We start from the raw sequence: 20,487 nt of genomic DNA on the forward strand, positions 1-20,487 counted from the left end.
GGTTAACGAGATTTTCAGCACGAGCGGCGATACGGGTGCTGGTTTGGAACGGGCTTTGCTCCGCCCATTTTTGAACGGACGCGAACACGACATAATATTTCAGGCAGCCGTTGCCCCGTGGGTCTTTGACTGCTACCCATTCATATTCCCGCAAGACTAGCCTGTTTCACGGTGGCGATGCGGGGAAACAAGAGCGGCATCGGCGCGCACCCTGCGCGCCACAGGATGCCAGTAACAGGTTGACGCTGCATGAGGCATGAATTCCATTCCACGCTTGCCCCGGTAACGGGCGATGCGGCGTGGATGGTCCGGCCCGGCGAATTGTCCGGCCCTGCCGACGCAGCAGACGCGCAATATTTCCTTCAAACCTGGACGATGTCGCAACCTGCGCCCCTTTCGGCGCGCACGCGGCCGTCCCTTCACTATCGCGTGGCGGCGCGGCCAAGTGCCGCAGCCCGTCCACGCCGGAGACTATTACATGACAATGCGTATGCTGATCGATGCGCGCCACCGGGAAGAAACCCGTGTCGCGGTCGTCAAGGGTAACCGGATCGAGGAATTCGACTTCGAGTCCGCTGAGCACAAGCAGCTCAAGGGCAATATCTATCTGGCCAAGGTAACGCGGGTCGAGCCTTCGTTGCAGGCCGCCTTCGTCGATTATGGCGGCAACCGCCACGGCTTCCTCGCTTTCAGCGAAATTCATCCCGACTATTATCAGATTCCGCGTGAGGATCGCGAAGCGCTGTTGCGCGAAGAACGCGCCCATGCCGAGGAAGAGGCTGCGCTGCGCGCCGATCTGGACGATGAGGATGACGAGGACGGCGAAGGCGGCAGCGTCGAAACCGTCGAGGCGACCCATCATCATGATGATGACGATGCGCATGACGAGCAGGAGAGCGGCGAACAGGCCGAAGGCGGGCGCGGCAATGGTCGCGGGCGTGGCCGTAGCCGGGGTGGCGACGATGCCGCCGACGAACTGCGCCGCAAGCGAATGGCGCTGCGCCGCCGCTACAAGATTCAGGACGTCATCAAGCGCCGCCAGGTGCTGCTGGTCCAGGTCGTCAAGGAAGAGCGCGGCAACAAGGGCGCGGCGCTGACCAGCTATTTGTCGCTGGCCGGTCGTTACTGCGTGCTGATGCCCAACACGTCGCACGGCGGCGGCATTTCGCGCAAGATCAGCAATGCAGCGGACCGCAAGCGGTTGAAGTCGATCATCGCCGACATGGCGCTGCCTTCGTCGATGGGCTGCATCGTGCGGACTGCCGGCCTTCAGCGCACCAAGGTCGAGATCAAGCGCGACTTCGACTATCTCGCCCGGCTGTGGGACGAAATTCGCGAAAATACGATGAAGTCGGCCGCTCCGGCGCTGATCCACAATGACAGCGACCTGATCAAGCGGGCGATCCGCGATATCTACAACAAGGATATTGAGGAAGTCATTGTCGAGGGCGAGCATGGTTACAAGGCCGCCAAGGACTTCATGCGCTTGCTGATGCCCAGCCATGCGCGCAAGGTGAAGGGCTATGCCGACCCGGTATCGCTGTTCCAGCGCGCCGGTGTCGAGGATCAGCTGGCCGCCATGTACAACCCGGTGGTGCAGCTGAAATCGGGCGGCTATCTGGTCATCAATCCGACCGAGGCTCTGGTGTCGATCGACATCAACTCCGGCCGGTCGACCCGCGAGCATGGCATCGAGCAGACCGCCGTTGCGACCAATCTGGAAGCGGCGCGCGAGATTGCGCGTCAGTTGCGCCTGCGCGACATGGCGGGTCTGGTCGTCATCGACTTCATCGACATGGAGGTGAACTCCAACATCCGCAAGGTCGAGAAGGCGATGAAGGAAGCGCTGAAGGACGATCGCGCGCGCATTCAGGTCGGCCGGATTTCGGGCTTTGGCCTAATGGAAATGAGCCGCCAGCGCCTGCGCACCGGCGTGCTGGAAGCATCGACCCGCCAGTGCCCGCATTGCGAAGGCACCGGCCTGGTCCGCACCGCATCGTCGGCAGGCCTGTCCGCGCTGCGCATGCTGGAAGAGGAAGCGGCGCGGGGTCGCGGCAGCATCATCACGCTGCGCGCCAGCCAGGAAGCGGCCTTCTACGTCCTCAATAACAAGCGTCGCGAACTGGACGAGATCGAGCAGCGCTACGGCGTCAGCATCATCGTCCTGCCCGATGGCGAGGTGGAGGGCGCACGCATGTCGGTCGAGCCGAGCGGCCCGCGCCCCGAACGCGTCGTGACCTATGCACCGATGGATCAGGATGACGACGAACTCGACCTGATCGAGGAAGAAGAGGAAGAAGAAGAGCCGCAACCCGAGGAAGAGGAAGAGGCCGCCTCTGAGCGCGACCGTTCCGAACGGGGCGACCGGGGCGAGGATCGCGATGGCAACCGCCGTCGCCGTCGCCGCCGTCGCCGTCGTGGCGGCCAGCGCGATGAAAATCGCGTCGAGGGCGAAGCTGCGGATGACGCCGGTGAGGCACAGGAAGCGGGCGCCGATGAAGCGGACGAGGACAGTGATGGCGAGGCGGAAGCCACCGTCACTCCCGTCGAAGCCGAGGAAGAAGGCGCTGCCCGTCGTCGTGGCCGCCGTGGTCGCCGTGGCGGTCGCCGTCGTCGTGAAGGCGGTGAAGCGGCAACCGATGCGAACGCGGAAACCGCCGAGGCGGTGACCGAGGACGCACCTGTCGCCGAAGACGCCGTGGCCCAAGAGGCTGCGGTCGAGGAAGCGCCCGCCGAGGAAGCGCCCAAGACCCGTCGTCGCCCCCGCGCCCGCAAGCCCAAGGCCGACAGCGCGCCCGCAACCGAAGCCGTCGACGAGGACGCGCCCGCCGAGGTTGCAGCCGAAGCCCCGGTAGAGGTCGTTGCCGAAAAGGCGCCAGCCAAGCCCCGCCGTGGTCGTCGCACCAAGGCGCAGATCGAGGCTGATGCCGCTGCGGCGGAAGCGGCCGCGGCCCAGGCGCCGGTTGCCGAAGAAGCCCCTGCCAAGCCCAAGCGCACCCGTCGCAAGAAGGCCGATGTCGCAGCGGAAGCCGAAACGGCTGCGCCTGCCGTCGAAGCACCCGCTCCGGCCGAGGAAGCGCCTGCCGCCGAGCCTGTCGCGGCGGAGAGCGAATCCGAAGGCGTCAATGACGATGGCACGCCGCGTCGCGGCTGGTGGCAGCGTACGTTCGGCCAATAAAAGCCGGATCGCTCGCCCATGAACAAGCGCCGCTGCTTATCCGGTCATGCCCGGTCGGCAGCGGCGTTTTTCGTTTGGCGCGCCGCTTCACCGGGGGTTCATGGCCTGCATGGCATGGGCGGCGCGTGATGGTCCGATTGATCCGATGGCTTGCCCTTCTGCTGGGCGTGTTCATGCTGATGGCACGCCCGGCGCTGGCGCAGAGCATCTTGCGCGATGCCGAGACCGAGGCGTTCATGGCCGATATGTCCGCGCCGCTCGTCAAGGCGGCGGGCATGGCCCCGCGCAATGTCGAGGTGCTGGTCATCAACGATCCCGAAATCAACGCCTTCGTCGCTGGTGGCCAATATGTGTGGGTGCATAGCGGGCTGATCGCGCAGGCCGACAATGTGAACCAGTTGCAGGGCGTGGTGGCGCATGAACTGGGCCATATAGAGGGCGGCCATATCGTCCGCTTTGGCGAAGGGATTCGCGAAGCGACCGGCGTGACGTTGCTCAGCCTGGTGCTGGGGGCCGCCGCCATCGCAGCGGGCGGCGCGGAAGCGGGCATGGGGATTATGGGCCTCGGCCAGCAGGCGGCGATGTCCAAATTCCTGGCTTTTTCGCGCGGTCAGGAAAGCTCCGCCGATCTGGCGGGCGCGCGCTATCTGAGCACGGCGGGCATCAGCGGCCGGGGAAGCCTGGAATTCTTCAAGAAGCTGCAAAATCAGGAATATCGCCTCGCGATACCGCAGGACAACAGCTATGGCCGCACCCATCCCCTGTCGGGGGAACGCATCAATGTGCTGCGCGAGGTCTATACGGTCGATCCGGCGTGGGACAAGCCGGTCGACAAGGCGCTGGAGGCGCGGTTCGAGCGGATCAAGGCCAAGCTGGTTGGCTTCGTGTCGGAACCCACCCAGACCCTGATCAAATATCCCGAAAGCGACCAGTCGATCCCGGCGCATTATGCCAGGGCCTATGCCTGGCACAAAAGCGCCTATCCGCAACGCGCGCTCCATGAAGCCGACGCATTGCTGGCGGCGATGCCGGACGATCCCTATTTTCTGGAGCTCAAAGGCCAGATATTGCTGGAAAGCGGCCGCCCCAAGGACGCGATTGCACCGCTGCGCGAAGCGGTGCGGCTGACCAACCAGCCGCTGATTTCCGTGCTGCTGGCCCATGCGCTGATCGCGACCGAGGATGAGGCGAATTTTGCCGAGGCCGAGCAGGTTTTGCGCCTGGCAGTGGCGCGCGACCGGGAAAATCCCTTCGCCTGGTATCAATTGGGCGTCGTCTATGAACGGCGGGGCGATACGCCACGCGCGGCGCTGGCGACGGCGGAGCGATACGCGATGATGGGCCAGCATCCGATGGCGCTGCGCAGTGCGGATGCGGCGATGCAGGGGTTGAAGCCGGGCACGGTTGACTATCTGCGGGCGCAGGATATCGCGATGGTATCGCGCGCCGCGATCGAGCAGCAGCGGAAGAAACGATAAAATGACGCAGCACAACCGGCCGACATTCCGCACGGCCCTTTCCAACAGGATGATCCAGATGACCCTTGGCGCTTTCGCCTTTATCGCGGCAGCCGCCGGGACCGCTCTGGCCGTGCAGGCCCCCGCCGCCGTTACCGCCACGGACAAGAGCGCGATCGAAAAGATCGTTCATGACTATATATTGGAGCATCCCGAAATCATCCCGCAGGCAATCGAAAGATTGCAGGCGAAACGCATGTCCAGCACGATTGCGGACAATCGCATGGCGCTGGAAAAACCCTATGCCGGGGCGTGGGAAGGCGCGGCCAATGCCGATGTCACCGTGGTCGAATTTTTCGACTATGCCTGCGGCTATTGCCGCGCATCGCTGCCGGATCTTGCCAAGCTGGTGGGGTCGGACGCCAAGGTGAAGATCGTCTATCGCGAACTGCCGATCCTGTCGGAAGAAAGCAGCGACGCGGCCAAAGTATCGCTTCTGGCGGCCGAGCGCGGCCAATATATGGCCTATCACAAGGCGCTCTATGGCGCTGGCAAAGTGACGCGCGACACGATCGTCGCGGCGGCGGCGAAGGCCGGCATCAGCAAGGCGGACGCGGAAGCAGCGATGGCGTCGAGCAAATATGACGCCGAAATCCAGTCCAACATCGCGCTCGCGCAGAAATTGCAGGCGAGCGGCACGCCGACCTTCGTCATCGGCGATCAGGTGTTGAATGGCGCGGTCGGTTTCGACGCGCTGAAGAGCGGCGTGGCGGCAGCGCGGGGGAAGTAGAAAGCATAATGTTCCTGCGAAGGCAGGAACCCAGTTCCGCCCTCGCGGTCATGCGGCAAGGCCGGACTGGGCTCCTGCCTTCGCAGGAGCACGAAGTGCATGATGCAGGCGCATCCTGCCATTGACTTCCCACCCCCATTTGCCTATCGGACGCCCCCTGACCATGCGGCCGCTGCTTTGGCGGCCGTTTTTTGTCACGCCCGATTCTCTAGTTGTTTTTTGAGGAATGAACGATGAAGCGCACTTTTCAGCCGAGCAATCTGGTTCGGAAGCGCCGTCACGGTTATCGCGCCCGCATGGCGACCCCCGGCGGCCGCAACATCATCCGTGCCCGTCGTGCGCGCGGCCGCAAGAGCCTGAGCGCCTGATCGAAGGGCCGCCTTCGGCTGCGCCTGCCATCATGGGCAAGCGGGCCGATTTCCTGGCGGCCAATCGCGGCAAGCGCGCACCCATGCCGGGATTCGTCCTGCTGGTGCGTGACCGCGACGATGGCGATCCGGCGATGCGATTCGGCATCACGGTCACGAAAAAGATTGGCGGCGCCGTCATCCGTAACCGGATGAAGCGCCGCTTTCGCGTTCTCGCACGGGAATTGCTGCCGCTGCATGGCTATGCCGGTGCCGACCATGTGCTGATTGGCCGCGATGGTGGCAAGGAACGCGATTTCGCCTTGCTGCGCACCGAGCTGGAAAAGGCGCTGCGCAAGATTGCGCGCGCGCCGCAGGCCGGTGATGCGCCGCCGCGCCATGGCGCGCGGGCCGGTCATGGCCGGGGGAAAGGCAAGGTCGGCGCATGATGGCCCGCCTGCTCATCCTGATCGCGCGCTTCTGGCAGATCGGCCCTTCGCGCATCCTGCCCCCTTCCTGCCGCTATGCCCCTTCCTGTTCGGAATATGCGATCCAGGCCGTGCGCAAATATGGCGCGATCAAGGGTAGCTGGCTGGCAGGGAAGCGGCTAATGCGATGCCACCCATGGGGCGGTTCGGGCTACGACCCGGTCCCCTGACACAGATATAAGACGGCGGAGCCGAACAACGTGGACGACAAGAAGAATATCATTCTGGCGGTGCTGCTGACCGCTGCGATCCTGTTCGGCTGGCCTTATGTGTCCACCTATTTCTTTCCAGCGGCCAATCCACCCGCGACGAAGATCGAAGGTGGCAAGACGACGCCGGTCGCCAACCCTGCGGCCGACCCCGCCGCCGACAGCGTCGCGGCGATTCGCGATCGCGCCGTGGTGCTGAAGGAAAGCCCGCGCATCCCCATCCGCACGCCCAAGCTGGACGGGTCGATCAACCTGAAAGGTGTGCGCATCGATGACATCGTGCTGCCGACCTACAAGGAAACCATCGCCAAGGATTCGCCCGACGTCCGCCTCTATTCGCCCGCCGGTACGCAGGACGCCTATTTCGCCGGTTTCGGATGGCAGGGCGAAGGGCTGAAAACGCCGAACAAGGATACGGTCTGGACCGCGCAGGGCAGCGAACTGACCCCGACCAGTCCCGTTACCCTGACCTGGAATAATGGCGTCGGCCAGACGTTCGAGATCCGCCTGAGCGTCGATGAAAATTACATGATCACCGCCGCGCAGAAAGTGTCGAACAGCGGCGCCGGTACGGTCGGCGTAAAGCCCTATGGCTATATCAGCCGCAGCAGCATCCCCAAGGACCCCGATACCTGGACCATCCATATCGGCCCGATGGGCGTGTTCAACGACGCGGCCAATTATGACGTGAATTACAAGGATCTCGACAAAGGTCCGTCCACCCGCGATTTCCAGTCCAAGGGCGGCTGGATCGGCTTTACCGACAAATATTGGCTGTCTGCGCTGGTGCCTGGCAAGGATGCCGATGTCGCCGCCCAGTTCCGCAAGGGTGCTGGCACCCAATATCAGGCCGACGTCGCGCTTGATTCGACCATGCTGGTGCCCGGCAAGTCGGTCACGCAGACGCTGCGCCTGTTCGTCGGGGCCAAGGAGGTCAAGACGCTACAGGCCTATGAGCGTGGTGGCGTCAAGCTGTTCGACCGCGCGATCGACTGGGGCTGGTTCTATTGGTTCGAGCAGCCGATTTTTGCCCTGCTGCACTGGCTGTTCGAGACGCTGGGCAATTTCGGCGTGGCGATCATCTGCCTGACCTTCGTGGTCCGCGGCCTGATGTTCCCGGTCGCCCAGCGCCAGTTCGCCAGCATGGCGGCGATGCGCGCGGTGCAGCCCAAGATGAAGGCGCTGCAGGAGAAGTATAAGGACGACAAGCCGCGTCTCCAGCAGGAGATGATGGCGCTGTACAAGACGGAGAAGGTCAACCCGCTGGCCGGGTGCCTGCCCATCTTCATCCAGATTCCGATCTTCTTCGCGCTCTACAAGGTGTTGATGCTGACAATCGAAATGCGGCATCAGCCGTTCGTGCTGTGGATCAAGGATTTGTCCGCGCCCGATCCGCTGCATATCCTGAACCTGTTCGGCCTGCTGCCCTTCACCCCGCCATCCTTCCTGGGGATCGGCGTGCTGGCGCTGCTGCTGGGCATCAGCATGTATTTCCAGTTCAAGCTGAACCCCGCGCAGATGGACCCGATGCAGCAGCAGATCTTTTCGATCATGCCGTGGATGATGATGTTCATCATGGCCCCGTTCGCGGCTGGCCTGCTGGTGTACTGGATCACCAACAACTGCCTGTCGATGGCCCAGCAATGGTGGCTGTACCGCCGCCACCCCGTGCTGAGCACGGCAGTCGCGAAGTAAGGCACGATATTCCACGCCCGTTCGGTTCGAGCTTGTCGAGAACGGCGTTCCTGAGTTCGCGACAAGCTCGAACCGAACGGATGTGATGTGATTGACGAAACGGAACGGGCCGAACTGATCGAAGAAGCGCGCAAGGTCTTTTCCGGGCCGATCACCTTCCTGAAGTCCGCGCCGACGCTGGAATTTCTGCCCGATATGACGGTCAATGAGGTCGCCTTTGCCGGTCGGTCCAATGTCGGCAAGTCATCGCTGCTCAACGCCCTCACTAACCGCAACAATCTGGCGCGGACATCCAATACGCCGGGGCGGACGCAGGAACTGAACTTCTTTGACGTGGGCGATCCGCTGCGCTTCCGCCTGGTCGACATGCCCGGCTATGGCTATGCGAAGGCACCCAAGGATGTGGTGCGCAAATGGAAGTTCCTGGTGAACGACTATCTGCGCGGGCGGGCCGCGCTCAAGCGCGCGCTGGTGCTGATCGACAGCCGCCATGGCATCAAGGAGGTCGATACCGACATGCTGGACATGCTGGACGGCGCAGCGGTGAGCTATCGCATCATCCTGACCAAGGCGGACAAGATCAAGGCGAGCGAACTGGCCGCCGTGACCGAGCAGACCGCGCAAGCGATCCGCAAGCGTCCCGCCGCCCATCCCGACATCATCGCTACGTCCAGCGAGAAGGGCATGGGCATTCCCGAACTGCGCGCGGCGGTGCTGGAAGCCGTGACGATCGGCTGATCGCTGGCGCTTGATGGCGCGAGCGCCTATGGACGGCGCAACGAACAGGAGCGCATGACCATGGCCGACGATGAATATGTCTATGACGAGGCGACCGGCGAATGGATCAGCGCCGCCAATGTGAAGCAGGCCGACAGTGAGCCGAACAGTGTCGAAGTGCGCGATTCGGTCGGCAATCTGCTGGCCGACGGCGATCAGGTGACGCTGATCAAGGATCTGACGGTCAAGGGCGCTGGCCAGACGCTGAAGCGCGGCACGCTGATCAAGTCGATCCGGCTGACGGGCGATGCGCAGGAAATCGACTGCAAGTTTGACGGGATCAAGGGCCTGGTGCTGCGCGCCGAATTTGTCCGCAAGCGGTGAGTGAAAGCCGCCCCCGGCGGATCGCGCGATGGGTGCTGGCGCTGGCCTATCTGGTCGCGGGGATCGCGCATCTGCGGTCGCCCGGCGGCTTCATAGCGATCACGCCAAGCTGGGTGCCCTTCCCCGCCACGGTGATTTTCCTGACGGGACTGGCTGAACTGGCAGGAGCCGCCGGATTGATGGTGCCGGCGTTGCGCAAGGCGGCGGGGATCGGCCTGGCGCTCTATGCGCTGTGCGTCTGGCCTGCCAATATCAACCATGCCGTCCATGATATAGCCATTGGCGGCGTGCATCTGGGCTGGGCCTATCATGGCCCGCGCCTGGCGTTGCAGCCGGTCATCATCTGGTGGGCGCTGTGGGCGGCCCATGTCATCGACTGGCCCTTTGCCCGGCGGCATTAGCGAAAGATTGTCTTTCCGGTCCAGCGCCCTACTGTCCTCTTTTCCTGCAGACGAGCGTGAGAGAGCATGATGACCCGGCATCTTCCCTGGATAGCGATGGCCGTGATCGGCGCGGTGGCGCTGAGCGTCGTCGCGGTGTCGCGGGGCGAAGCCGTCAATGCGCTGTGGATCGTCGTCGCGGCGGTCAGCTGCTTTCTGGTCGCCTATCGCTATTATGCGCTGTTCATCGCCAGCAAGGTGATGCGGCTCGATCCTTCGCGCCCTACCCCGGCGCTGCGCCGCGCCGACGGGCTGGACTATGTCGCGACGGATCGCACGGTCCTGTTCGGTCATCATTTCGCAGCGATTGCGGGCGCGGGACCGCTGGTCGGGCCAGTGCTCGCGGCGCAGATGGGCTATCTGCCCGGCACATTATGGATCATCGTCGGCGTCGTGCTGGCAGGGGCTGTGCAGGATTTCATGATCCTGTTCGTGTCGATGCGCCGCGACGGCAAATCGCTGGGCGAATTGATCCGCATGGAAATGGGGCAATGGGCCGGGACGATCGCGCTGTTCGGCGCGTTCATGATCATGGTCATCATCCTGGCGGTGCTGGCGCTGATCGTGGTCAAGGCGCTGGCGGAAAGTCCCTGGGGCATGTTCACGGTCGCGGCGACCGTGCCGCTGGCCATGATGATGGGCGCCTATACGCGCTGGATCAGGCCGGGGCGGATCGGTGAAGTGTCGCTGCTGGGGCTGGTCGGGCTGCTGGCGGCGATCGTCTATGGCCAGTCGGTGGCGGCGTCGCCCTTCTGGGGGCCGATCTTTACCTTCACGCCGCTCGCGCTCTGCTGGATATTGATCGGCTATGGCGCGGTCGCTTCCATATTGCCGGTGTGGCTGTTGCTGGCGCCGCGCGACTATCTTTCGACCTTCCTCAAGATCGGCGCGATCGCGGCGCTGGCGGTCGGCATCGTCATCATGGCGCCACCGCTCAAGATGCCGGCGCTGACGCAGTTTGTGGAGGGCGGCGGGCCGGTCTGGTCAGGCGGCCTTTTCCCCTTCCTGTTCATCACCATCGCCTGCGGCGCGGTATCGGGTTTCCATGCGCTGATTTCCAGTGGCACGACGCCCAAGCTGATCGCCAGCGAAGGGCATGCGCCGATGATCGGCTATGGCGCGATGCTGATGGAAGCCTTTGTGGCGATCATGGCGCTGGTGGGCGCGTCGATCCTGGACCCCGGCATCTATTTCACGATGAACAGCCCGGCAGCGCTGATCGGCACCGACGCCGCCAGCGCGTCCGCCGCCGTGACAGCGATGGGTTTTCCGATCTCGCCCGACCTGATCACCCAGACGGCAAAGGATGTCGGCGAACATAGCATCATCAGCCGCGCGGGCGGCGCGCCGACGCTGGCCGTCGCCATGGCGGAGATATTCAGCCATGTCGTCGGCGGTCCGGCGATGAAGGCCTTTTGGTATCATTTCGCGATATTGTTCGAGGCGCTGTTCATCCTGACCGCCGTGGACGCAGGCACCCGCGCCGGGCGCTTCATGTTGCAGGATCTGATCGCGCTGGCTGCGCCGAGCTTCAAGGAAAGCAAGAGCATGGTCCCCGGGATCGTCGCCACCGCGCTGACGGTCGCTGCCTGGGGCTTCTTCCTGTATCAGGGGGTCACCGATCCGCTGGGCGGGGTGAATACGCTCTGGCCGGTGTTCGGCATTTCCAATCAGATGCTGGCCGCCATCGCGCTGATGCTGGGGACGGTGGTGCTGTTCCGCATGAAGCGCGACCGGTTCGCCTGGGTCACGATGATCCCGACCGCCTGGCTGCTGGTCTGCACCCTGTCGGCGGGATGGCTGAAGCTATTTTCCGCTGACGCCAAGGTCGGCTTTCTGGCCCATGCCGCCAAGTTCAGCGCAGCGGCGCAGGCGGGCGAAGTGCTGGCCCCGGCCAAATCGATGCCGGAAATGCAGCGAATCATCTTCAATGACCGGGTCGATGCGGCGCTGGTCGCGCTGTTCCTGGCGGTGGTGCTGGCGCTGCTGTTCTTCACCATTCGCACCTGCATCGCCGCGCGGCGAATCGCGGCGCCGACGGCGCGCGAAATTCCGGCGCAACTGGTGCCTGCGGAATGAGCGGGTTTCTGAGCCTGTTGCGGCAGACCGCGCGGCTGATGGTCGGCATGCCCGACTATGACGCCTATCTGCGCCATATGCTGACCCACCATCCCGACCAGCCGGTGATGGACCGGACGCAGTTTTTTCGCGATCGGCAGGAAGCGCGATATGGCGGCAAAAATGGCGGAAAATGCTGCTAGGGCGAGTAATAATACTATTGTAAAATTTCAATATGGGACATAAAGTTACCGATTGATTATATATTATGATTGATCTGTACGGTCAGCTTGCTAGGGCGCGACGTCCTTTGTGCCCGACAGCTTGAGGGATATGCCCCCTGCCCCATCCCTTGCGGCAGGGGGCATTCTGTTTCAGCGGCGCGCGTTGAAGCCCGCGACCATGCCAGCGGTAATCGACAGCGCGATTTCCGCCGCGCCGACGGCACCGATATCCAGCCCCGCCGGACCGTCAATGCGCGCCAGATCGCCTGCATCAAACCCCTGCGCCGCCAACCGTTCCAGCCGCGCGGCGTGGCTCTTGCGCGATCCGAGCGCCGCGACATAGCCGGTCGGTGCGCGGAGCGCCGCTTCCAGCGCCGGATCGTCAATCTTGATGTCGTGGCTGAGTGTCACAACGGCAGTCGATTCGCCGGGGAAGCGCGCGGTGATGGCTTCGTCGGGCCAGCGATCGTCCAGTTCGACGCCGGGGAAACGCTCGGCCGTCAGGAACCGCCCGCGCGGGTCGATCACCACCGGCGTCACACCGATCGCCTGCGCCAGCGGGACCAGCGACTGGGCGATCTGGACTGCGCCGACGATCAGCAGGCGGCGGGGCGGGTCATAGCGGTTGAGGAAATCGCCCTCGCTTGCCTGTTCGCGGGTGACCCCGGTCGCAAGGTCGGTCGCCAAAGTCAGCGCCCGGCCCCGCGCGCTGGCGGCCTCGATCCGGTCGAACAGGTCGGGCGCAAAACCGTCTGCGCCCACCGGCTGGATCAGGACAGCGATTTCGCCGCCGCAGGGCAATCCGACGTCCCAGGCATCGCCATCGGCCACGCCATAGGTGGCGACATGGGCGGCGCGCCCGGCAATCACTTCGGCAGCGCGGTGCAGCACATCGCTTTCGACGCAGCCGCCGGAAATGCTGCCTTCAAAGCGGCCATCCTGATGCACGATCATGTGGCTGCCGCGCGGGCGCGGCGCGGACCCCCAGGTCGATACCACCGTCGCCAGCGCCAGCTTTGCACCGCGCCATTCGACGCCCTTGCGGATCACCGCGCCATTGTCGTTCAAATCGGGACTCCTTTGGCGCCAAGATAGGTAGGCTGCCCGCGCTAGACCAGACGCCTGCCAGTCCAGACGACGCGACCGACAATGTCCACCAGCGCCGGATCAATGTCAGTCCAGTCGGGATAATGGAGATTGTCGCTGACCACGCTGAAGCGGCCACGCAACGGCCCCATCGCGATCCGTTTGACCATCAGCACGCCGTCGAGCCGCAAGACATAGACGCCATCGCGCAACCGGGTGGCGTCATCGTCATGATCGACCATGATGTCATCGCCATCGCTAAGCGTGGGCGCCATCGATTCGCCATCGACCCGGATGATCGAAACGCGCTGCGGCCGCACCCCCAGATGACGCAGCCAATGCGCGTCGAACGCCATCACACCGGCTGTGCGCTCATCTTCGTCCAGCGTGCCGACGCCTGCCGACGCGCCCAGCGCCAGGCGCGGCACGGCCACGACGGCGGGCATGCCGCGCGTGCGGGCGGGGACCGGCACCGGCGCGGCGTTGCCACCCAACATCTGTTCAGCGACGCCGAAATAGCGGGCCAGCACATGCCGGTCCGCTTCATCCAGTTTACGCGGCGTGCCACGTTTGATGAACTGCTGGATATAGGCGGGGTTGCGACCGATCAGCCGGGACAGATCGGCATAATTTTCCCCCCGTTCGGCAATCAGCCGATCCAGCGCAATCCGGGCGTTCTGCGATTCATCCATATCCAATCCATAAAGATAGGAATTTTCCTAGACAAGTAGGAAAATGGCTTAGAGATAGGAATATACCTATCGACTTGCAGCGGGTGAGTCGGACCGAAAGAGGAGAAAGAAGCCGATGCTGTTGCACGCGATCGAACGATTCCTTCGCCAACATGACATGCCGCCAACCACCTTTGGCCGCGCCAGCACGCGCGATCCACGGCTGGTTTTCGACCTGCGCCATGGGCGCGAGCCGGGCGACCGCGTAAGGAGACGAGTAGAACATTTCATGAACACATATCGCAGGAGCATCAGCCAATGACAAGCGTGCATCATGGATTTGGCATCAAGAATCTGGTCCAAAACAAACCGATAGGAAAATCCCATCGCGATCCCCTGCCCCGGCTGCTGGAGCAGCTGCTCCAGCGGGCGGGCGTGCCGACGATGATCGAGCGTGCGGTGAGTCGCCCCTGGGCGAGCGCTCTGTTCGAAGGACGCCGCCACATCGTCACTCTACGCCTGTCCGGCGCCAGAGCGGCGACGCGCTTCCGCGCCTTTGCCGAGGGGATAGAGAGCGCGGAATGGCAAGTACCGGGCCATTTCGTCGCCGACATCATAATCGACGATTCGCGACAGGAAGCCGATGAATGGTGGGTGGAACTGTCGGCGCTGACGATCGAGGACTGGTAGGGCTTAACGCCCCTGGCCAGCCATGCTGCGCAACGCGCCCAGGGCCGCGCGCAGGGCATCGTCGGCATCCTGCGCAACCACGTCCCGCACCGGCACGGCGGGCGCAACCGGCATGTCGGCGATAACCCGCACCGTGCCTGCATCCGCCGTCGGCGCGCGGCTGCGCAGGGCAAGGCCGCGCTCCAGCCGCTGGGTCAATTCGGTGATCGACAAGCCCTGGGTCGGGATGGGATCAAGCCGCGCGGGCATGACCGGCGCGGTATCCTGCGATGCATCCTTGGCGACATCCTGCTCGACGGCAGGGGCGGCCAGGCGCTGAAAGGTCGGCTGGGGCAGGTCTTCATCGGCCATCGGCAAGGGCGCGCTGGGCATGACCAGACCCTCGGACGGGACGACAGCATCCTGTTCAGGTTCGGCGCGCGTCGCCAACGGCCTGCGCAATGCATCGGTACGGCCGAAAATGTCGAGGCCGTTGAAATCGCGACTCGCAAAAATGGGCGCGCGGGCGGGTGCATCGGGATGGGCATCGGCGCGACGCAGCGATGGCGTGGCGTCATCGACAGGGGCAATACGTCCCCGCGCCAGCGCGGTCAGTTTTGAAAAAGCGAAACCCATTTTTCTTGCTCCCTGGACGCGCACCATGCGTCCTTCCTGTTCAGCCTGCCGGTCCTGCCGACGCATCATTCCCACAAAGCCCACGGCCATCAGCGCGGTAAAACCGGCCAGCAGCAGCCGGGCTTTGAGCCCCAGCGGCGGGGCGGCAGCGGGCAAGCTTTCCGACAGGCCGCTCGACGCCACGATCATTTCGATCAGCCCGACCGGAATCCACAACACCAGCAGCGCTGCGGCCAAGCCGACCAGCGCCATGATGGCGATCCCTCTTGTCCGTGCTGCCCTGATGGCCACTTCGATTGTCCAACCTTGCCTCAGGCGGCCGCGCGCGTCCGGGCGGGACGCGCCAGCAGCCGCTGGTAAACAGGTTCGTAACGCAAAATGTTTGACGACCAGTTACGCTCACGCTCGACAAAGGCGCGGGCAACCGCGCGCCGTTCTTCCCAGATGCCGCGATCGGCAAACAGGCCCGCCAGCGCGGCGGCCATGCCTGCCGGATCGTCGGGCGGGAACAAGGTTCCGGTGACGCCATCCTCTATCAGTTCACGATGGCCGCCAACGCTGGAGGCGGCGACCAGTTGACCTTGCGCCATGGCTTCGAGCGGCTTCAATGGCGTTACAAGATCCGTCAGCCGCATCGCCTTGCGCGGATAGGCCAATATGTCGATCTGAGCGTAATAATGTTCGACCTGATCGTGCGGCACTCGGCCCACAAAGACGATATGGTCGGCAAAGGGCGAGGCGAGCGCCTGATCGCGCAGCGCCTGTTCGCGCGGGCCGCCGCCGACCAGCAGCAGCTTGGCCCTGGGCCGGGCGCGGACGAGTCGCGGCATGGCTGCGATCAGATCGTCCAGCCCTTCATAATCGTAGAAGCTGCCGATAAAGCCGACGACATCGGCCCCTTCAAGACCGAGTTGCGCCGTGAGAGCGGGGTCGCGTGGCACGGGTGTACCGAACTGGTCCATATCGACGCCATTGGGCGACACGATGATCTTGGCCGGGTCGATGCCGCGCGTGGCCAGATCGGCGCGCAGACCTTCGCAGATGACCGCGACCGCATCGGCATTGCGCACGGCGTGGGTTTCGAGCTGGCGGGTGAGCCAGTAACGCGGACTGCCCTCCGTCCCGGTGCCGTTGCCGACCGCTGCGTCTTCCCAGAAAGCCCGGATTTCATAGACCAAGGGAATGGCGTGGCGCTTGGCCACGCGCTGCGCGGCGATGGCGTTGAGCACCGGCGAATGGGCGTGGATGATGTCCGGCCGCCACTGCTGCACCAGCGCCTCGATCGCGTCGGCATGGGCGGCAATGTCGCGCCACTCGCGCAGCACCGGATTGCCTGTGGCGGGCTTGCCGGGGGTGCGGTGGAAGTGAAGGCCGTCGACCAGTTCCTCCAGCGGACCCGATGCGCTGTGGCGATGCCCGGTTATGCCGCGCACCTCCCAACCCCTGGCCATCTGCGCGCGCAGGATGGCGCGCGTGCGGAAGGTGTAGCCACTGTGCAGCGGCAGGCTGTGATCCAGCACATGAAGAATATGGGTCATAGCCCATATACTTAGGCGCAAAAGGTTTAACGGCCCGTCAACTGTGTCGCGTTAGGGAGGAGCGGTAGCCAGTGGAACCACCAAGACCCAATGATCGACACCCTGTCCCTGCTGATCAGCCATGGCGTGATCCTGCTCGCCGCGTGGCGGCTGTTGACGCGCGCGGATCTGGATCGCGATCCGCCAGCAGAGGAAGGCGGGCGCGATGCGTGACCTGTTCTTCGTCGCCTTTCTGGGCGTCTTTTTCCTGATGGGGCTGAAGCGCCCGTTTCTGCTGGTCGCCGTCTACGCCTATATCGACATCGTCTCGCCCCAGCGCCTGTCCTATTTCCTGCTCAATTCGATCCCGATCTCCGCCATTGCCTTCGCCGCGATGGTGGGCGCCTGGCTGGTCGTCGACGACAAGAAGGATTGCCGCTTTTCCGCGCGGCAGGCGCTGCTGCTGATCCTGCTGCTCTGGTGCGGTTATACCACCGCAACCGCCGATTTCCCGGTCGAGGCGATGACCAAATGGAATTGGGTGTGGAAGGCGATCATTGCGGGGGTTTTTCTGCCGCTCACGCTGCGCACGCGCCTGCGAATCGAGGCGATGACCGTTTTCATGATCCTGTGCGCCAGCACCATCATCATCAATGGCGGCATGAAAACCGCGCTGTCGGGCGGTGGCTATGGCGTGCTGAACCTGATGGTCGAGAATAACAGCGGTCTGTATGAAGGATCGATCATCAGCTGCGTCGCCATTTCGCTGATCCCGTTGATCCTGTGGCTGTCCAGGCATGGCACCATATTCGCGCCGGACGACTGGCGGGTGAAAGCCTTTTGCTACTGCCTGTGCCTGGCCTGCATGCTGATGCCGATCGGCACCGAAGCGCGTACGGGCCTGGTCTGCATCGTCATCCTGGCGGGATTGATGCTGGTGCGTTCGCCGCGCCGCTTCGTCTATGGGCCGCTGATGCTGCTGGCGGCGCTCATATCCATCCCCTTCCTGCCCGCCAGTTTCACCCAGCGGATGCAGACGATCGAGAATCATCAGGGCGACGAGAGCGCATCGACCCGCGTGGCGGTGTGGATGTGGACGCTCGACTATGTGAAAACCCATCCGGGCGGCGGCGGCTTCGACAATTATCTGCAGAACAGCTTTACCTATTTCGCCCAGAGCGAAGTGGGTGACGGCGATACGAAGCGGATCGAGCGGCGATTGGTGACCGACAAGGGCCGCGCCTATCACAGCGCCTATTTCGAGATGCTGGGCGAGCAGGGCTATTTCGGCTTCCTGCTCTGGGCGTTGATCCACGGCATCTGTTTCATCCGCACCGAAATGATCCGCCGTTTGTATCGCAAACGGACGGGACCGGACGAAGCCTGGATCGCGCCGTTCGCGCTGGCGCTGCAACAAGGGCATATCGTCTACATGGTCGGATCGCTGTTCGTGGGCATCGCCTATCAACCCTTCATCTTCATGATGCTGGCGCTCCAGATCGGCCTCGACACCTATCTGAGCCGGAGGCGCAAGGCCGCAGCGCGAGCGGACCTGAACGCGGCGATGAACCGGCCGCGCGGGGCGCTGGCATGAGCGGCGAGCTGCGCGCATTGGGGCTGGTCCATGGGTTGTTGCTGGGCCTGCTGCTGGCGTCGCCACTGATTGCCCCCAGCCTTATGCCATGGGGGGTCGAAGCCCTGTTCATCATCGGCGGTTTTCAGCTGAGGCTGGCAGACCGGCGATGGTCCATGCGCAACGGCTGGAGCAACTGGATAAGCCATATCCGCATGGCGCCGGCGCGGCTGATCCCATGGGCAGCGGCGGCGACGGTGGCTCTGATCGCAGGCGATGGCACGCGGGCGCAGGCGATCCTGATCGCCGCATCGCTGTGCGAATTGCTGATATATCCGGTCTGCACCCACATATTGGCGGGGCTGTCGCGGCGCTCGGCTGGCGCGGTGCTTGTGCTGCTGGTGATGGTCGGCCTTGGCGCTGCGGGGGAGGCGATCCGTTACATGATCGGCTTCATGACCGGCATCAGCGCGTGTCTATTCTGGTTGCGCGGTCCCGATGGGGAGGCGCATGCGTTGGGACTGGCACTGACCGGACTGGTCGCAGCGGCTGTCACGGCTGTCATGTTACCTGCCGCTATGCCGGTAGCCTTGCCCGCCGCCATCGTCTGCGCGACGCTGGCGCTGGCGCACATTTCAACGCTGCGCCGCCGCCCGATCCCGTGGCGGGTGGGCGGCGGCTTGCGGGTCAGGCCGTAACGGCTTCGGTTTCGACAACGGCCTTGATCAAGGCTTCAACAAAGGCGGGAATGTCGTCGGGCTTACGGCTGGTGATGATATTGCCGTCCACCACGACCGCATGATCGACGACCTCGGCACCCGCGTTGCGCAGGTCCGTACGTACCGACGGCCAGGACGTGACCGTCCGTCCGTTGACGACGTCAGCCTCCACGAGCAGCCATGGGCCGTGACAGATGGCCGCGACCGGCTTTCCCGCGGTCACGAAGGCGCGCACCGCCGACACCGCCGTCGCATTGGTGCGCAGCGTGTCGGGATTGGCGACGCCGCCGGGCAGTAGCAGAGCGTCATATTCCTCCATCCTGACGGCATCGAGGCGGATGTCGGGGGTTATGGTGTCGCCCTTTTCATCATGCTTCATGCCCTGGATCGGATCGAGACCGGGCGAAGCGAGGGTCACGCTGGCTCCCGCCTCGATCAGGGCGTCGCGGGGGTCGAACAATTCGGACTGCTCGAACCCGTCGGTCGCGATGATGAGGATGCGGCTGTTATTAATGGCGGGCATGGGGCTTCTCCTTGCACCTGTATGGAAACAGGCAAACGGACCACGACCCCACACGTTGCGGAACGAAGCGATGAAAGGTGGGTTTTTGGCCATGAGAAGGAAAATATGGCCAGCCAACCCCTCATCCATGTGGATGACAGCATCCCCGGCATTTCGCGACGCGCTCTCAAAAATGGCTGGGGCTATTATCAGCCCGACGGATGCCGCATTGCCGATCGCGAAGAGATTGATCGGCTGAATGCCATCGCCCTGCCCCCCGCCTATCGCGACTGCTGGTTCTGCCCGATGCCCCATGGCCATATATTGGCGACGGGACATGACGAACGAGGCCGCAAGCAATATCGCTATCACCCGGAATTCCGCGCCGGTCGGGACGCACAAAAATATGAAGGCTGCGCCGCGTTCGGTCGCGCCCTGCCCAAACTGCGGGCGCAAATGGAGGCGGACCTGTCGCGGCGCGGATTGCGCAAGGAGCGGACCATCGCCGCGGTCGTGCGGCTGCTGGATCTGGGCCGGTTGCGCGTGGGTAATGAATATTATGCCACTACTAACAAGAGTTTCGGCGCGACGACGCTGCGCCGCCGTCATGTCGACCTGACCGGCAAGGCGCTGACGCTGCGCTATCGCGCCAAGTCGGGCAAGCAGCATCTGGTGACGCTGACCGACAGGCGGCTGGTGCGCTTCGTGCGGAATGTGCATGATTTGCCCGGCCAGCATCTCTTCCAATATCTGGATGAGGATGGCGATGCCCGCCCGATCACGTCGAGCGATGTGAACGCCTATATTGCGCAGGCCATGGGCGGTGCCTTCACCGCCAAGCATTTCCGCACCTGGGGGGCATCGACCATTGCCTTTGCCACTTTGGCCGCTGGGCCGGTGTCGATGAAGGCCCTGTTGGAGCCAGTGGCCGCCGCGCTCGGCAATACGCCAGCGATCAGCCGCAAAAGCTATGTCCACCCTGCGCTGCTGGAATTGTGCAAGGATGGACAGGATGAATGGCGCGCCGGGCTTCGCCTGCCGCGCCGTACACGCTATCTGTCTCGCGAAGAGCGCGGACTCATCGCATTTCTCGACACGCTTGCCGGATAAAGGCTAACAGGACCGAC

23 protein-coding genes are annotated in these 20,487 nt (G+C 63.8%); 18 read left to right on the top strand and 5 right to left on the bottom strand.

Features of this window, described 5'->3' with window-relative positions:
* Positions 1-478 precede the first annotated feature (478 nt).
* The 12 genes from IWY39_RS07150 to IWY39_RS07205 all read left to right on the top strand — a co-directional run bounded on the left by IWY39_RS07150 (position 479) and on the right by IWY39_RS07205 (position 11,966).
* Positions 479-3,178, top strand: a complete 2,700-nt coding sequence (locus tag IWY39_RS07150) for an Rne/Rng family ribonuclease (RefSeq protein WP_409994359.1) — start codon at positions 479-481, stop codon at positions 3,176-3,178.
* 128 nt (positions 3,179-3,306) lie between these two features.
* The gene (locus tag IWY39_RS07155; RefSeq protein WP_107124231.1) at positions 3,307-4,656 is read left to right on the top strand and encodes a M48 family metalloprotease; all 1,350 of its coding nucleotides are present in this window, start codon (positions 3,307-3,309) and stop codon (positions 4,654-4,656) included.
* A 1-nt stretch (position 4,657) separates the two neighbouring features.
* Entirely contained in the window at positions 4,658-5,425 is a 768-nt protein-coding gene (locus tag IWY39_RS07160; RefSeq protein ID WP_107124232.1) for a DsbA family protein, read from the top strand.
* Positions 5,426-5,658: 233 nt separating this feature from the next.
* Entirely contained in the window at positions 5,659-5,793 is a 135-nt protein-coding gene (gene rpmH, locus IWY39_RS07165) for a 50S ribosomal protein L34 (protein WP_006959075.1), read from the top strand.
* 32 nt (positions 5,794-5,825) lie between these two features.
* On the top strand, positions 5,826-6,221 hold the full coding sequence (rnpA, locus tag IWY39_RS07170; RefSeq protein ID WP_026149781.1) for a ribonuclease P protein component: 396 nt from the start codon (positions 5,826-5,828) through the stop codon (positions 6,219-6,221).
* Positions 6,218-6,430 (top strand): membrane protein insertion efficiency factor YidD, encoded by a 213-nt coding sequence (yidD, locus tag IWY39_RS07175; protein WP_017181459.1) that lies wholly within the window; start codon positions 6,218-6,220, stop codon positions 6,428-6,430. The genes rnpA and yidD overlap by 4 nt, the downstream gene beginning before the upstream one ends.
* Positions 6,431-6,460: 30 nt before the next feature.
* On the top strand, positions 6,461-8,164 hold the full coding sequence (gene yidC / locus IWY39_RS07180; protein WP_107124233.1) for a membrane protein insertase YidC: 1,704 nt from the start codon (positions 6,461-6,463) through the stop codon (positions 8,162-8,164).
* A gap of 90 nt (positions 8,165-8,254) precedes the next feature.
* Positions 8,255-8,902 carry a ribosome biogenesis GTP-binding protein YihA/YsxC gene (gene yihA, locus IWY39_RS07185; RefSeq protein WP_107124291.1) on the top strand — a complete coding sequence of 216 codons (648 nt, stop codon included), beginning with the start codon at positions 8,255-8,257 and terminating at the stop codon, positions 8,900-8,902.
* 60 nt (positions 8,903-8,962) lie between these two features.
* Positions 8,963-9,265, top strand: a complete 303-nt coding sequence (locus IWY39_RS07190; protein WP_107124292.1) for an alkylphosphonate utilization protein — start codon at positions 8,963-8,965, stop codon at positions 9,263-9,265.
* Positions 9,262-9,666 carry a DoxX family protein gene (locus tag IWY39_RS07195; protein ID WP_229380600.1) on the top strand — a complete coding sequence of 135 codons (405 nt, stop codon included), beginning with the start codon at positions 9,262-9,264 and terminating at the stop codon, positions 9,664-9,666. Before IWY39_RS07190 ends, IWY39_RS07195 begins: the two co-directional genes overlap by 4 nt.
* Before the next feature lie 69 nt (positions 9,667-9,735).
* Positions 9,736-11,784 carry a carbon starvation CstA family protein gene (locus tag IWY39_RS07200; RefSeq protein WP_107124294.1) on the top strand — a complete coding sequence of 683 codons (2,049 nt, stop codon included), beginning with the start codon at positions 9,736-9,738 and terminating at the stop codon, positions 11,782-11,784.
* Positions 11,781-11,966 carry a YbdD/YjiX family protein gene (locus IWY39_RS07205; protein WP_019053532.1) on the top strand — a complete coding sequence of 62 codons (186 nt, stop codon included), beginning with the start codon at positions 11,781-11,783 and terminating at the stop codon, positions 11,964-11,966. Before IWY39_RS07200 ends, IWY39_RS07205 begins: the two co-directional genes overlap by 4 nt.
* 171 nt (positions 11,967-12,137) lie before the next feature.
* On the opposite strand, the gene IWY39_RS07210 is transcribed toward IWY39_RS07205, so the two are convergent.
* Together IWY39_RS07210 and IWY39_RS07215 are read right to left on the bottom strand one after the other, a co-directional pair.
* A complete protein-coding gene (locus IWY39_RS07210; RefSeq protein ID WP_107124234.1) occupies positions 12,138-13,055 on the bottom strand; it encodes an XdhC family protein in 918 nt (305 codons plus the stop codon).
* Between the two features lie 41 nt (positions 13,056-13,096).
* Entirely contained in the window at positions 13,097-13,765 is a 669-nt protein-coding gene (locus IWY39_RS07215; RefSeq protein ID WP_107124235.1) for a S24 family peptidase, read from the bottom strand.
* Positions 13,766-13,880: 115 nt separating this feature from the next.
* Here IWY39_RS07215 and IWY39_RS07220 point away from each other — a divergent pair, with 115 nt between their 5' ends.
* Positions 13,881-14,066, top strand: a complete 186-nt coding sequence (locus IWY39_RS07220; protein WP_107124236.1) for a hypothetical protein — start codon at positions 13,881-13,883, stop codon at positions 14,064-14,066.
* Positions 14,063-14,434, top strand: coding sequence for a hypothetical protein (locus tag IWY39_RS07225; protein ID WP_107124237.1), 372 nt, complete (start codon positions 14,063-14,065; stop codon positions 14,432-14,434). The genes IWY39_RS07220 and IWY39_RS07225 overlap by 4 nt, the downstream gene beginning before the upstream one ends.
* Positions 14,435-14,437: 3 nt before the next feature.
* Here the strand turns inward: IWY39_RS07225 and IWY39_RS07230 are convergent, their stop codons facing one another.
* Both IWY39_RS07230 and IWY39_RS07235 read right to left on the bottom strand, forming a co-directional pair.
* The gene (locus tag IWY39_RS07230; RefSeq protein WP_107124238.1) at positions 14,438-15,301 is read right to left on the bottom strand and encodes a hypothetical protein; all 864 of its coding nucleotides are present in this window, start codon (positions 15,299-15,301) and stop codon (positions 14,438-14,440) included.
* Positions 15,302-15,360: 59 nt separating this feature from the next.
* On the bottom strand, positions 15,361-16,587 hold the full coding sequence (locus IWY39_RS07235) for a TIGR04063 family PEP-CTERM/XrtA system glycosyltransferase (protein ID WP_019053537.1): 1,227 nt from the start codon (positions 16,585-16,587) through the stop codon (positions 15,361-15,363).
* Positions 16,588-16,677: 90 nt separating this feature from the next.
* On the opposite strand from IWY39_RS07235, the gene IWY39_RS24315 reads away from it, so the two are divergent.
* Genes IWY39_RS24315 through IWY39_RS07245 form a run of 3 tightly spaced genes read left to right on the top strand, consistent with a single transcriptional unit; the run spans position 16,678 to position 18,837 of the window.
* Entirely contained in the window at positions 16,678-16,800 is a 123-nt protein-coding gene (locus IWY39_RS24315; protein WP_261375988.1) for a hypothetical protein, read from the top strand.
* Positions 16,793-18,160 (top strand): putative O-glycosylation ligase, exosortase A system-associated, encoded by a 1,368-nt coding sequence (locus tag IWY39_RS07240; RefSeq protein ID WP_107124239.1) that lies wholly within the window; start codon positions 16,793-16,795, stop codon positions 18,158-18,160. The genes IWY39_RS24315 and IWY39_RS07240 overlap by 8 nt, the downstream gene beginning before the upstream one ends.
* Positions 18,157-18,837 carry a hypothetical protein gene (locus IWY39_RS07245; protein ID WP_107124240.1) on the top strand — a complete coding sequence of 227 codons (681 nt, stop codon included), beginning with the start codon at positions 18,157-18,159 and terminating at the stop codon, positions 18,835-18,837. Before IWY39_RS07240 ends, IWY39_RS07245 begins: the two co-directional genes overlap by 4 nt.
* Here the strand turns inward: IWY39_RS07245 and IWY39_RS07250 are convergent.
* Complete coding sequence (locus tag IWY39_RS07250) at positions 18,827-19,381, bottom strand: type 1 glutamine amidotransferase domain-containing protein (RefSeq protein WP_107124241.1); 555 nt, start codon at positions 19,379-19,381, stop codon at positions 18,827-18,829. The genes IWY39_RS07245 and IWY39_RS07250 overlap by 11 nt on opposite strands.
* Positions 19,382-19,486: 105 nt before the next feature.
* Here IWY39_RS07250 and IWY39_RS07255 point away from each other — a divergent pair, with 105 nt between their 5' ends.
* On the top strand, positions 19,487-20,470 hold the full coding sequence (locus IWY39_RS07255) for a DNA topoisomerase IB (protein ID WP_181316673.1): 984 nt from the start codon (positions 19,487-19,489) through the stop codon (positions 20,468-20,470).
* The last annotated feature ends 17 nt before the right edge of the window (positions 20,471-20,487 follow it).

The organism is Sphingobium sp. JAI105 (genome assembly GCF_015752145.1).
Lineage (GTDB): Bacteria > Pseudomonadota > Alphaproteobacteria > Sphingomonadales > Sphingomonadaceae > Sphingobium > Sphingobium xenophagum.